This window comes from Paenibacillus sp. FW104-T2 (assembly GCF_058789975.1).
In genome coordinates, this window is record NZ_JBYTCE010000001.1 from 36929 (window position 1) to 50540 (window position 13612).

At 45.8% G+C, this 13612-nt stretch carries 11 protein-coding genes; all 11 read left to right on the top strand.

Features of this window, described 5'->3' with window-relative positions:
- Positions 1 to 3: 3 nt before the first annotated feature.
- The 11 genes from AC3WQ3_RS00185 to AC3WQ3_RS00235 all read left to right on the top strand — a co-directional run bounded on the left by AC3WQ3_RS00185 (position 4) and on the right by AC3WQ3_RS00235 (position 13601).
- On the top strand, positions 4 to 936 hold the full coding sequence (locus AC3WQ3_RS00185) for an ABC transporter ATP-binding protein (RefSeq protein WP_127537607.1): 933 nt from the start codon (positions 4 to 6) through the stop codon (positions 934 to 936).
- Positions 937 to 943: 7 nt separating this feature from the next.
- Complete coding sequence (gene opp4B / locus AC3WQ3_RS00190) at positions 944 to 1906, top strand: oligopeptide ABC transporter permease (RefSeq protein WP_127537606.1); 963 nt, start codon at positions 944 to 946, stop codon at positions 1904 to 1906.
- A 29-nt stretch (positions 1907 to 1935) separates the two neighbouring features.
- Positions 1936 to 2850, top strand: a complete 915-nt coding sequence (locus AC3WQ3_RS00195; protein WP_127537605.1) for an ABC transporter permease — start codon at positions 1936 to 1938, stop codon at positions 2848 to 2850.
- Positions 2851 to 2867: 17 nt separating this feature from the next.
- Positions 2868 to 4694: an oligopeptide ABC transporter substrate-binding protein gene (locus AC3WQ3_RS00200; protein WP_492471088.1), complete on the top strand. Its 1827-nt coding sequence runs from the start codon at positions 2868 to 2870 to the stop codon at positions 4692 to 4694.
- A 302-nt stretch (positions 4695 to 4996) separates the two neighbouring features.
- The gene (locus tag AC3WQ3_RS00205; RefSeq protein WP_492471089.1) at positions 4997 to 5890 is read left to right on the top strand and encodes a D-alanyl-D-alanine carboxypeptidase family protein; all 894 of its coding nucleotides are present in this window, start codon (positions 4997 to 4999) and stop codon (positions 5888 to 5890) included.
- Positions 5891 to 5995: 105 nt separating this feature from the next.
- A complete protein-coding gene (locus AC3WQ3_RS00210; RefSeq protein ID WP_492471090.1) occupies positions 5996 to 8428 on the top strand; it encodes a S9 family peptidase in 2433 nt (810 codons plus the stop codon).
- A 282-nt stretch (positions 8429 to 8710) separates the two neighbouring features.
- Positions 8711 to 10303, top strand: a complete 1593-nt coding sequence (locus AC3WQ3_RS00215) for an MFS transporter (RefSeq protein ID WP_492471091.1) — start codon at positions 8711 to 8713, stop codon at positions 10301 to 10303.
- A 258-nt stretch (positions 10304 to 10561) separates the two neighbouring features.
- Entirely contained in the window at positions 10562 to 11596 is a 1035-nt protein-coding gene (locus AC3WQ3_RS00220; RefSeq protein ID WP_492471092.1) for an LCP family protein, read from the top strand.
- Between the two features lie 175 nt (positions 11597 to 11771).
- Positions 11772 to 12197 (top strand): CBS domain-containing protein, encoded by a 426-nt coding sequence (locus AC3WQ3_RS00225; RefSeq protein WP_153980486.1) that lies wholly within the window; start codon positions 11772 to 11774, stop codon positions 12195 to 12197.
- Between the two features lie 184 nt (positions 12198 to 12381).
- Positions 12382 to 12684: a MazG-like family protein gene (locus AC3WQ3_RS00230; protein ID WP_095290575.1), complete on the top strand. Its 303-nt coding sequence runs from the start codon at positions 12382 to 12384 to the stop codon at positions 12682 to 12684.
- On the top strand, positions 12681 to 13601 hold the full coding sequence (locus tag AC3WQ3_RS00235) for a DUF2232 domain-containing protein (protein WP_251642846.1): 921 nt from the start codon (positions 12681 to 12683) through the stop codon (positions 13599 to 13601). Before AC3WQ3_RS00230 ends, AC3WQ3_RS00235 begins: the two co-directional genes overlap by 4 nt.
- Positions 13602 to 13612 lie beyond the last annotated feature (11 nt).

Sequence of the window (13612 nt, forward strand, 5' to 3'; positions counted from 1 at the left end):
ATAATGGCACTACTCGAAGTTGAAGGACTCAAAATACACTTTCCGATTCGCGGTGGATTGATCAAACGTGAAATTGGAAGTATCAAGGCAGTTGATGATGTAAGCTTCTCCATTGAACAGGGACAGACTTACGGACTCGTTGGTGAGTCAGGCTCAGGCAAAACGACGACAGGGAGAGCCGTCATCGGACTCAACCATGTGACAGCTGGAAGGATTCTTTTCAACGGCAAAGATCTTGCCAAAGAGCGGCGAAAAGACCGACAACTCCAGCGAGACGTGCAAATGATCTTTCAGGATCCGTACTCTTCATTAAATCCTAAAAAGAGGGTTATCGACATTATCGCTGAACCTCTTCGTAACTATGAGCGACTGACAGCCACAGAAGAAAAGAGACAAGTGAGGGATTTACTTGAAAAGGTCGGACTGAGTCCGGAATCCATCTATAAGTATCCTCATGAATTCTCCGGAGGACAGCGGCAGCGGATCGGAATTGCCCGGGCAATTGCATTGAAGCCGAAACTGATCATTGCAGATGAGCCCGTATCCGCACTGGATGTATCCGTACAGGCACAGGTACTAAATTTCATGCAGGAGATTCAAAAGGAGTTAAATCTGACCTATCTGTTCATCAGCCATGATCTCGGAATCATCCGTCATATGTGTGATCAGATTGGAATTATGTATAAAGGTCGCTATGTAGAGCAAGGAACGACCGATGATATTTTTGAGAACCCACAGCATATCTATACCAAACGTCTCATAGCAGCCATTCCGGATATGGATCCAACCAAACGTGACGAGATGAATGCTTTCCGTCAGATGGTTAAATCCGAGTACGAGAATTCATACCGAAACTTCTTTGATGAGGAAGGGCTTGCATACTCGCTCAAATCCATTTCCGATACTCACCGAGTAGCTCTACCTCAGAAAGGTTGAAGGCCATATGTGGAAAACGATAGTACGTAGAATTATCATAATGATCCCTCAAATCTTCTTACTAAGCCTTTTGGTCTTCCTGATGGCAAAGGCCATGCCGGGGGATGCGTTAACTGGATTGCTTGACCCAAGCGTTGACCCGAAAGCACTTGAGGCTCAACGTGAAAGACTGGGATTAAATAATCCTTGGTATGTACAGTACTGGGATTGGATCAAAAATGCTGTCCAAGGTGACTTTGGACAATCTTTCCGGTTTAAGATGCCGGTAACAGATCTTATTGGTCAGCGTGTTGCCAATACCTTCTGGTTGGCACTTGCGACACTCATATTAACTTATTTGATAGCCATTCCACTTGGTATTATCAGTGGTCGTTATAACGATACTTGGTCTGATCGATTGATCACAGGTTATACCTATCTGGGATTTGCCGCTCCGCTGTTTATTTTCGCTCTAGTGATGGTTTGGGTATTCGGCTTTCATTTTGGCTGGTTCCCTACAGGGGGCAGTGTGGAGCCGGGACTTACGCCAGGAACATTTAATTATGTTGCAAGTAAGTTCTATCACCTATTATTACCGGCCCTTTCCATGGCACTTATTACTACGGTTTCCACCGTACAGTACTTGCGTAGCGAAATCATCGATATTAAGCACAAGGAATTTGTACTTACTGCGAGAGCAAAAGGTGCTTCGGAATCCAGAATTTATAATAGGCACATTTTAAGAAACTCTTTGCTGCCGATAGCAGCATTCTTCGGCTATGAGATTACAGGACTTATTGGAGGAACCGTATTTATCGAAAGTATATTCAGCTACCCCGGTATGGGACAGTTGTTCCTTAACTCCATTTCCCTGCGGGACTTCAGTGTTGTGACTGCACTCGTGCTTCTATATGGTGTGGCTTCAATTCTAGGGGCGCTGTTGTCTGACATAATTTTGGGCATTGTGGATCCACGCATACGGATCAAGTAAGAACTTGAAGATTTCGGGGTGAAAACAAGATGAGCAAGGCCAATGATGTCATTGTAACTTCACAGAATTCACAGAAACTGGATAAAAGCCCCTCTAGCTTGAGTATCTTGTGGAGAGAGCTAGTGCGAGATAAGGTAGCGTTAATCTCTCTCATATTTTTGGGTCTGGTCATCCTACTCGTATATGGTACTTCCCTGATCCTGGATCAGGAGGAGATTGTTAAGGTGGATTTGTTTGCATTGTATGAGCCACCTTCCGCACAATACTGGCTTGGAACGGATTACGGTGGTCGCGATGTATTCGGCCAACTGGTTATTGGTACACGCAACTCGTTGACAATTGGTATTATCGTTACGCTAATGACTGGATTTATAGGTATCTTGGTCGGCCTTTTATCCGGTTACTTCGGTGGCATGATTGACAACCTGTTTATGCGTGTAGTTGATTTCTTCATGATCCTTCCGATGTTGATGATTGTTATCGCTTTTGTAACAGCAGTACCGAAATATAATATCGTTTCGTTCTCACTCATTATGACCGCCTTTTTATGGATGGGTATTGCCAGGTTGATCCGCTCCAAAGCATTGCAGGAACGAGAACTGGACTATGTAAAGGCATCAAAAACGTTGGGTTCTTCCCATCTCAAAATCATGCTTTCACAGGTTCTACCTAATCTGAGCTCCATCATCATCGTAACGATGACATTGAACCTCGCTGCCAATATTGGCCTTGAATCCGGGCTGTCTTTCTTGGGATTTGGATTCCCTGAAAGCACGCCGAGTCTTGGAACACTCGTAAGTTATGCACGTAATCCGCAAACCCTGGAATCCAGATGGTGGATATGGCTACCTGCGTCAGTACTTATTCTGGTATTGATGTTGAGTATAAATAATGTCGGTCAAGCCCTTAAGCGTGCGACTGATGCAAGACAAAGAAGAGGTTAAAAAGGGAGGAAAGGTTCATGAAAAAGAGATTTTTTTCACGGGGACTATTTTTCACGATGATGTTGGTCTTCGTACTGGCGCTTGCGGCGTGCTCGGAGAAAGAGGCAGCAACACCAACGCCTTCTTCGAACACAGGGGAGACGAAGACAGAGGAGAAGCCTGCTAATGAAGAGGGCGTGTACTCCATTGAGGACTTTAACAATGTTAAAACCAACGAAGGAACTGCTATTGAAGGTGGATCTATCACATTTGGACTTGTATCAGATACTGCTTTTGAAGGTACACTGAATTACAATTTTTACTCGGGCGATCCTGACGTGCAAGTTCTGGGTTGGTTCGATGAAGGTTTGCTGACTTGGGATAAAGACTACGTTTATACCAATGATGGTGCAGCTACGTATGAAACATCGGAAGATGGAAAAACGTTCACACTGACCATTCGTGATAATGTGAACTGGCATGATGGTAAGCCAGTAACAGCAGAAGATTTGCAGTTTGCTTATGAAGTAATTGGTAACAAGGATTACGATGGCCCTCGTTACGACTCTAACTTTACAAGTGTAGTAGGTATGGATGAATACCACGCTGGTAAAGCCAAAACGATCTCCGGTATCAAAGTGCTGAGCGACAAAAAAATCAGCATCACATACAAAGAATCTACACCGTCCCTGCTGACAGGTGGCGTATGGACATATCCGCTGGCTAAACATATCTTCGGGGATATGGATGTAGCCAAAATGTCCTCTTCCAAAGAAGTGCGTGAAACTCCAATCGGTTTTGGTCCATTTAAAGTTGAAACCATCACTCCAGGTGAGTCTGTAACATTTGTGAAAAATGAAGACTACTGGCGTGGAGCTCCAAAACTGGATAAAGTGACTCTGAAAGTTATCAACCCAACAACGGTTGTTCAAGAATTGAAATCTGGCGGGGTAGACCTCGTGGATGCATTCCCTACAGATCAATATAAAGACAATGCTGATATGTCCAACGTGGAATTCCTGGGTGCAATCGACCGTGCTTATACGTACATCGGTTTCAAACTGGGTACATGGGATGAAGCAAACGGAAAAGTTGTAACGAATCCTGATGCCAAAATGGCTGACAAAAACTTGCGTAAAGCGATGTGGATGGCTGTAGACAACGACCAAGTCGGTAAACGTTTCTACAACGGTCTGCGTTGGAACGCAACAACATTGATTCCGCCGTCTCACCCTGAATTCCATGATTCCAACAATCCAGGTGTAGCCTATGATCCTGAAGCAGCCAAAGCTTTGCTTGATGAAGCTGGCTACAAATTGGACGGAGAATTCCGTACCAATCCAGATGGATCACCACTGGAGATCAATTTCGTATCCATGACAGGTGGCGACACCGCTGAACCACTGGCACGTTATTATGTTCAATCCTGGGCAGCAATCGGCCTGAAAGTGAACCTCGAAATGGTTGAGTTTAACAGCTTCTATGACCGCGTAGGTAACACAGGTAAAGATGATCCAAACATCGATGTGTACCAAGCAGCATGGGGTGTAGGTATTGACGTAGACCCAGCAGGCCTGTATGGTCGCGATGCACTGTATAACTTCTCCAGATTCTCTAGTGAGAAAAATGACGAACTGCTTGCAAAAGGTGTTTCTGCGGAAGCATTTGATGTAGAGAAACGCAAAGAAATCTACAATGAATGGCAGCAGTACATGGTTGATGAAGTTCCAGTATTCCCGACGCTGTACCGTGCTGTAGTAGCACCGGTCAACAAACGTGTGATGAACTACGCGATTGGTGATGGAACAGGTATCTACCTGAGCGATCTGGCTGTTAACGCAGATAAACCAGTAGTGGCTGAGTAATTATACTTTTCTTATTCTAATTATAAGAGCCTTGTTCTCAAGGAAAGGTTACTTTTGAATCTATGAGCAGCCATAAGGATTGGGGTCCTTTGACGAAGTCGGTTGCTGGATCGGGTAAATGAATTCCTCTGGGTACGATAAAAAGTGTCAATAAAAACATGGATTCTATCACTCTGGCATGGGGTGAATAGAGTCCATGTTTTTTTGATGACAAAAAAATAAAAAAAATTTAACTTTTTTGCAAAAAAGTGCAGACCAAATGCCTCTTTCATTCGTCTATATCTATAAGAGGTGATTCACGGATGAAAAGATGGTGGAAACGAGCAGGAATGCTGCTGGCTCTGCTGGTCATTATATATGTGGGTGTTAAACCGGACATACTTATAGGGAAACCGGGAATCAAGGCAGAATCTGCGGTACTGATGGATTTGAGTACAGGCAAGATCCTGATGGATTATAACGGTTCAATGGAAATGGCCCCTGCGGGTATCAGCAAGTTGATGACAGAGCTGCTCGTGATGGAAGCTGTTATGAATGGCGAGGCACGCTGGGATGATGCGGTTAATGTTAGCCTGTACGCCAGTTCGGTGGGGGGCACTCAGCTTGCACTTAAGCAAGGTGAGAAATTTACAGTACAGGAGCTTTTCCAGACGATGGCGGTGTATTCCGCTAATGATGCAGCTGTAGCGCTTGCAGAGCATATTGGTGGTACAGAGCAGTCGTTTGTACAGATGATGAATGAGAAGTCCTCAGAGATTGGCATGTCAACGGATACCATCTTCAGGAACTCAACGGGACTAAGTGAGAAACAGCTGGGTCCTAACCGTCCTGATGTAATTCAGGGACAGACCGTCATGACCGCTACGGATGCATGCAAGCTTGCACAATATCTGATTGAAAACTACCCCGAAGTGCTCCAGGTCTCCAGCCAAACTCAGGTATCCATGCATCAAAAAGGGATTTATATGAGCAACACGAACTGGATGCTATCGTCCATTGGAGGACCTTATACTTACGATGGCAATGACGGATTGAAAACTGGCTATGATCCACATACAGGCTACCACTTTGTAGGAACAGCAGAGCGTGATGGAAAAAGACTGATCTCGGTCGTATTCGGTACTGAAAGCCGAGAAAGCCGTTTTAACGAAACGCGCAAACTGCTCAATTATGGTTTCTCTGGCTCAAAGAATTAAATGTTGCCGTATTCCCCTAACTGTAAACTTATGGATTATCATGGTAAAATGATTTACGAATAATTCCAAATTATTCTGTAATTCACTTATAAGGGGGACTTAATATTGAACGCAATTAGCAAAAAGGTATATGCTGTAACGCTAACCATGGCGATGTCGATTGCTCTGATTCAGCCTGCAGTTCTGGCAGCCGAAGCAAGCAAGCCTACAGCAGCCGTTGCTGAAGCCATAACTTCGAAGGCAGCGCAGACGCTCCAGCAACTGGGATACATAGATGGTACAACAGATGGCATGCAACAAACACAGACACCAATAACACGTGCTCAAGCAGCAATCATCCTACAACGTGTACTTAAACTCGATACACCTGCTTCTCTTACAGGCTTCGCTGATGTTCTGGCTCAGGATGAAGCCGCACCAGCCATCTATGCATTGAAGCAGAGTGGTCTCATTCAGGGACAAGCCAAAGGCTATGCACCGGATGCACCCCTTACGCGAGCACAGATGGCTTCATTATTTACCCGTGCATTTGAATTGAAGGATAACGGAATTCAGGTCGTATACAGTGATATGAAACAGATTCCCACTGTACATGCCGAGGATGCGATCCGCCTCAAGCAGCATTTTATCATTGAAGGCAGTGCATTTAATGCCAAGGGTACAGTGACTCATGGTGAATTTGCCGAAGCATTGTATCTGGCACTAGGGCTTGATGTAGCAGCCGAGGGACTTACACCATTAGAGGATTTCTTCAAGCAGCCAGCTCAGGCTGGATTCCAGATGTCGCCGGACGGCAAACATATGGCCTATCTGGAACCGTGGAATAACCGTATGAATGTTGTGGTTAAGGAAAATGGCGGCTCGGGCAAGCCGATCCGGATTACGAGTGAAACCGATCGCAGTATTGCTGCCTTTGTATGGGCGACCGATGATAAGTTGCTCTATGTGAAGGATGAAGCCGGAGACGAGAATTATCATATTTATGTTACGGATATTGATGGGAAGAACAGCAAGGATCTTACCCCATACCCCAATACAAGAGCCATGTTGGTTGATCCGCTGGAGAGCATTCCAGATGAAATTTTGGTGGGCATGAACAAACGTGATCCTCGGATCTTTGATGTATACCGCATCAACATTAAGACAGGCGAAGCTGTGCTTGCTGCCGAGAATCCAGGTAATATCTCGGGCTGGTTAACAGACCACGAAGGTAAGATTCGTGTAGCCGTATCCAGTGATGGCAACGTATCCTCGTTAATGTATCGCGATTCGGAGGATAAACCGTTTGAGCCATTGCTAACCACAGAGCTGGGAGAGACGTTTGTTCCACTGATGTTCACCTATGACAACAAAAATATCTATGTTGCGTCCAACCTGGACCGGGATAAAACAGCTATCGTGGAATTTAGTCCTAGCACCAAGAAGGTTACTAGAACCATTTATGAAAACAAAGACGTGGATGTAAGCAGCTTCGTGCCTTCCAAAGAGAAGGGGACAATTCTTGCAGCAGTTTATGAGACAGACAAGGTAAACTATGAATTCTTCGATGACGAGTTCAAAAAATTAATGCAGGATCTTCAAGCCAAAGTGCCCGGCAAGGAAGTTAGCATTTCCAACATGAGCGAAGAAGGTCAGGTCCTGTTCGCCGCTTATAGTGACAAGTCGATGGGCACCTATTATTTCTACGACTCGAAGACAGGCAAGCTGGATAAACTGGCTGATGCTGCACCATGGATTGATGAGAGCAAAATGTCGGACATGAAACCTGTGACCTATACGTCACGTGATGGTTTAACCCTTCATGGCTATCTGACACTACCTAACGGGGCAGAAGCTTCCGGGCTACCACTCGTTGTTGTCCCGCACGGCGGTCCATGGGCTCGTGACTCATGGGGCTTCAGTCCGGAAGTCCAGTTCCTTGCCAGCCGCGGGTATGCTGTACTGCAGGTGAACTTCCGTGGCTCAACCGGCTATGGCAAAGCGTTCCTGGATGCAGGAAACAAAGAGTGGGGCAAAGCGATGCAGAACGATCTTACGGATGGCGTAAACTGGCTGGTGAAAGAAGGGACAGTTGATCCAGAACGTGTAGCCATTTATGGGGGATCTTATGGAGGTTACGCAGCGCTAGCCGGACTGGCATTCACGCCGGACGTGTATGCTGCCGGAATTAGCTATGTGGGACCTTCCAATCTGTTCACCCTGCTGGATTCCCTTCCACCCTATTGGGAGTCTGAGCGGAACATGTTCTATGAGCGCATGGGTGATCCGGTGAAAGACAAGGAGCTGCTGACCGCAGCCTCACCATTGTTCCATATCGATCAGATGAAGGCGCCATTATTTGTCGTACAGGGTGCGAATGATCCGCGGGTTAAACAGGCAGAGTCTGATCAGATCGTGGAAGCACTGCGCGAACGTGGTGTGGATGTACCTTACATGTTAAAAGCGAACGAAGGTCATGGCTTCGCTAATGTTGAGAATCAGCTTGATCTATATCGGGCCATTGAGAAATTCCTCAATCGTCACCTGATGCAGGAATAGTGTACATCCAGGTTGTCTGTTTCGCTAAATTAAGCAGCCATAGGTAATCTTTATAAGGCAGCGAGCTGTCCCTCAGGTTAGATTCAAACACAATCCGGGGGCAGCTTTTTTTCATTAAAATTATGCTAATAACCAGGGTAAATTCATATTAATGAATTGACATATGAAATCTGTTTGTTTTAAAATGACCAGTTAGTCATTATTGTTCTAATTTGTTTAATATATATGTAACATCCCGGCATATGCTGGGCAATTGTGATCTGATCGGGGAGGTAAGTAGAGATGCAAAAACAAATGAAATGGCCGCTCATTTTATTTGCGATAGGGGTATTCATGGCTGCACTCGATAATGGTATTATCACGTCATCGCTGACGACGCTAAATGCTTCATTTGGAGTATCTCCGACGTGGGGAGCATGGACAATTACTCTCTATACGCTTGGTCTTGCGGTGAGTGTACCGATTGCAGGGAAGCTGTCGGACCGTTATGGCCGCAAAAAGCTGTTTTTAATTGAAGTCGCGTTGTTCGGCATAGGTTCATTGCTTGTCGCAATGAGTCCATCATTTACCTTCTTCCTGGTTGCGCGTGTCATCCAAGCGCTGGGCGGTGGCGGGATCTTTATCATTGCCAGCTCGTATGTGCTGAGCAAGTTTCCTGCTGAACGTCAGGGTACAGCCTTAGGCCTGCTTGGAGGCATGAATGGTGTTGCTGCGATTCTGGGACCGAACATTGGTGCTTTTATTTTGGATATTACGGGAAACTGGCACTGGTTATTCCTCATTAATGTACCGATCGCTATTCTCTTATTTATCGCGGGCATTCGATTCATCCATGAAGAACAGGAGTTAAACCGTGCTGCTGTGGACTGGAGTGGTATTGCTGTTCTCACACTCGGGGTACTGAGTTTGATGTACAGCTTCAGTAATCTGGACGGTGTCGATATGCTGCAGAGCCTCGGTTCTCCGATGTTCTATGGTTTCTTCCTGGCAGGTGTGGTTATTCTGGTGCTCTTTTACTTTTTGGAAAAAAGGCTGGAAGGCTCACAACGTGAACCTGTCATATCCACTCAACTTCTTGGCATTGCGTCCTTTCGGTGGACGCTGCTGATTGCCTTTTTCTCGGGAGCTATTCTGGCATCCGTGATCTTCATTCCAGGCTTCGTGGAGCAATATCTGGGTGTATCCAATACGGCTTCAGGTTATTGGTTTACCCCGCTTGCCTTGGCATCAGGAATTGGTGCAGGTGGTGGTGGTTATCTGGTTGACCGCAAAGGACCGATCTGGACCTTATCTGTCGCCGGTTTGCTGTCTGCCATTGGATTCTTGCTATTCCCGCTATGGGTAGAGCATATCTGGCAGTTTGTGATTGCGAGTGTACTCGTGGGGATTGGTTTCGGTATGATGCTGGGGGCGCCGGTAAACGTGCTCGTAACGGAACAGGCTGGTGAGAACAACAAGGGGATTGCCATGGCAACCAGCTCCTTATTCCGCCAGATGGCGATGGCCATTGCGCCTACCATCTTTGCAGGATTTCTCGCCCGTTCGTTCTCGAATTTGGGCTCAAATATCCAGACAGGTCTTGCGGATCAGGGAATCCAGGTTCCTCCAGAAGCCCTTCAACAGTACGCATCAGGAGCAGGCGGAGCATCCGGAAGTGATGTTGCGAGTCTGACGGAAGGATTGTCCCAAATTCCAGACCCGGGTATTCGGGATGTGCTGCTCCAAGCCGTTCATCAAACGACTGGTCAAGGCTACAACGGGCTGTTCTGGTCTGCGGTTATCTTCAGTGTACTGACCCTGGCAGCTGCCCTGATTACTGGACGTTTGCGTACACGAGAGAAAAACAAACGTGTAGATACAGTATCCACCAATTGACCTTATAGAATAGATATACGTATAATTTGAAGAGAACAGCCTTACCTTTGAACGAGCCAAAAAGGAAATGCTGTTCTTTTCAATTTAACCGTATTGTAACTTTTCGCCCTGTAGCAATGTTTAAAATAGAACGAGCGTGAGCGTTGTTCCTGTCCGAGATAGAGAAAAGTTCAGAGAGCACCGTGTCATAAGCAGTTTCAGACGTTTAATGATATGTAGTATCGAATTTCATTTTGACAGTGAAGAAGGAATCGATGAATGAAAAGCAGAACTAAAGAAAAGAAGAAGAAAAGAAGAAAAGGCATATATATTACTCTCGTGTCACTCGTTGTTTTGTTAATTGGCGGATATTTGTTTCGCCAGCAGCTAGCTGTAGCTGCATTTGACCTGTTCCTGGCAGGCTCTGTAGAGGGCCAATTGTCCAAATCGTATGTTCCGCAGGAGGGCAATAAAACGCCTGATCCAACCGTCTATCGCAAAGAGCCGTTTTCGGTGCTGCTGCTTGGTTCTGACAAACGTGCTTACGAGAAAACGCGTGGTCGCTCCGATACGGTAATCTATGCCGTGGTCAGACCGAAGGAATCGCGTGTATTGCTCGTATCCATTCCCCGTGATACTTATGTACAGATTGTTGGACGTGATGCCAACAAGGATGGCGTAGATGATTACGACAAGCTTGCGCATGCCTACGCTTTCGGAGGGGAGAATATGTCCATCAATACGGTGGAGAAGTTTCTGGATGCGGATGTAGGCTACTATGCGACGATCAATTTTGACGGAATCAAAAAGGTCGTGGATGCGCTTGGTGGGGTGAAGCTGCCGATTGAAGAAGATATCGTGAACAAGGATCCGAATCACGTGCAATTCACGATTGAAGGCGGCAAGCCGATCTATGATGGTCAGGAAGCCCTGTATTATGTAAGATACCGCGAGGATAGTGATTTTAATCGTACCAAGCGGCAGCAGATTTTCCTGAACACCATGGCAAACGAAATGCTGAGTTTGAATCAGATTACGAAAATCCCGGAATTGATTCAGATTATGGGAGAGAACTTCCAGACAGACATGCAGCCATCATTTATTACTGATCTGGCCAAACAGGTCATGACCCAGGATAAACCGCAAATCTCGAGCTTCACCATTCTCGGCGAAGGGATGCGCAAAGACGGTATCTATTATGGTCAGGCGGATGAGAAGGATGTCCAATATGCCAAAGAGCTGATTAACAACTGGATGGATGAATCGACCCCAGCCGGTGAAGTCATGGTTCCAGACCGGCAAGCGATCGACTAATGAATTCCATACAGACCTTGTTTATGACTACAATCAGCAGTACGTTAATGAGCGGGCTGCTGATTTTTTTCATTGGAGGGCGATTTCAACCTTTTGGAACATCTTGCGTTTTGATCCGTATAATATAAGTTGAGGCGTAACTTGAAGTAGAAATACAAGGAGGATACGTAAGGGTATGAACATCGCATTTTTTTTGCTGCCTAAGCAAGAGGTTACCTGTGTAACGTCGGATTCTACTCTGCGGCAAACGTTGGAACGGATGGAATATCACCGGTTTACGGCGGTACCCATTTTGAATAAGGAAGGCAAATATATAGGCACGGTCACTGAAGGTGATCTATTATGGTATATGAAAAACGCTGAGGGAAAGATTACATTTGAAAACGCTTCAAAATTCCTGCTCAAAGATGTACCTCTTCGCCTCGATATTAAGCCAGTATCCATTGATGCCAATATGGAAGACCTGATCAATCTGGCCAAGGTACAGAACTTTGTGCCTGTGGTCGATGATATGGAACGTTTTATTGGTATTGTGCGGCGCAGTCAGATCATTGAATACTGTGAAGGCATTGTCTCCAAAGAGTCCATGAAAGCCAAGTAAGAAATCATTAAATGAAATTAAGCTTCAGTGAACGCGGATAATCAGAGCCTCTCAGTATCATGTTAAGCATTAGGAAGCATAAGAAGCGCGGGCATTTTCCTGCCATGGGGGATGATTTTGTGGACCCCCTTTTTATGCTATAATGGAGAATAAAGCTTTTTCGGGGAGAGTGACTTTCGCCAATATGCCTAAAGAACTGGATGTAGCCAAACGCGCTAAAGTGATTGAATGGCTGAAAACCGAAGTACTTGACCAGGTATCCCGATTGTTTAAAGCGTTATGGGAAGGCAGTACCTCACGCATCGGGGACAGTCTCGCCAGTCTGATGATGAGTAGTTACATATTGGGCCGCAGGCTCGGTATTCCTTTCAAGGATCTGGATGCATTGTTAATTGAGAAGTTGAGAAAGCACAAATCGGAAGGTCACCAGCTTGAAGACTGGTACCAGGATATATCCGCGCTAGAAGATCATATGCGTAAGAGGTGAATTTGTTGAAATTTAGCTTGAAGTCAGCCGTCTGGAGCGCAGTATACCTGCTCTTGCTGCTTTCGCTGTTAACTCCTTTATCGGTTCTCGCCATATTTTTCATGATGGTACCCGGAGTTATTTTGTATGCTTCCTTATCTGTAAAATCATTTATATGGCACCTTGTTCCGGTAGCGGTCATATTAGTCTTGTTTCATCCGATCTATTTATTACTACTGCTGCTGTTCACCCTGCCTGCGATCATTATGGGTAATGCCTATAAGAAAAGGAAATCGGCCTTGTTCGCATTATTGGCGGGAACCGGAGCCATGCTGGCAGAATACCTGCTGCTCTTGCTGATTGGAAGTGTCATCTTCCAATTCGATCTGTCGAGTTATATTGATGATGTGGTGAGACTTACAATTGAACCACTAACGAATACGTCTAATCAAATGGTAAATGGCTTTGCGTGGACACCTGAAATGACTCAGGATGTCGCAAGGCAGACACAACTCATGATTCCGTTCGCTTTGGTTGTGACATCCATGGTGATGTCGCTTATCACACACGTGATTGCTCGTCCTATTCTGAATGTGATGGGTGTATCCGTATCGAAGCTGCCACCAGCGCGCGAATGGCGTATGCCTCGTGCTCTGATCTGGTATTACTTCCTGGCACTGCTCTTCGAGGTCATCTCCAGACAGAGCGATGGGACATACTGGACCATGATTGCGATGAACTTGTCGCCTTTGATTAATCTGGGCTTCATGATTCAAGCCATCGGTTTCTTCTTCTTCCTGGCACATGCGAAGAAGTGGAACCCGGTTATACCGTATTTGCTGGCGGTTGCGGTCTTCTTCATTGGGCCGCTTCGGATTATCGGGATTATCGATCTGGCGTTCCCGCTTCGCGAGGCAATATCGAGACCAAAACGTTAGGGTGATGAGTC

Excerpts from the sequence above, each read along its gene's own strand:
- AC3WQ3_RS00185 (WP_127537607.1), top strand. The coding sequence starts at position 4 with ATGGCACTACTCGAAGTTGAAGGACTCAAAATACACTTTCCGATTCGC.
- AC3WQ3_RS00230 (WP_095290575.1), top strand. The coding sequence starts at position 12,382 with ATGCCTAAAGAACTGGATGTAGCCAAACGCGCTAAAGTGATTGAATGG.
- AC3WQ3_RS00215 (WP_492471091.1), top strand. The coding sequence starts at position 8,711 with ATGCAAAAACAAATGAAATGGCCGCTCATTTTATTTGCGATAGGGGTA.
- AC3WQ3_RS00195 (WP_127537605.1), top strand. The coding sequence starts at position 1,936 with ATGAGCAAGGCCAATGATGTCATTGTAACTTCACAGAATTCACAGAAA.
- AC3WQ3_RS00220 (WP_492471092.1), top strand. The coding sequence starts at position 10,562 with ATGAAAAGCAGAACTAAAGAAAAGAAGAAGAAAAGAAGAAAAGGCATA.
- AC3WQ3_RS00200 (WP_492471088.1), top strand. The coding sequence starts at position 2,868 with ATGAAAAAGAGATTTTTTTCACGGGGACTATTTTTCACGATGATGTTG.
- opp4B (WP_127537606.1), top strand. The coding sequence starts at position 944 with ATGTGGAAAACGATAGTACGTAGAATTATCATAATGATCCCTCAAATC.
- AC3WQ3_RS00225 (WP_153980486.1), top strand. The coding sequence starts at position 11,772 with ATGAACATCGCATTTTTTTTGCTGCCTAAGCAAGAGGTTACCTGTGTA.
- AC3WQ3_RS00205 (WP_492471089.1), top strand. The coding sequence starts at position 4,997 with ATGAAAAGATGGTGGAAACGAGCAGGAATGCTGCTGGCTCTGCTGGTC.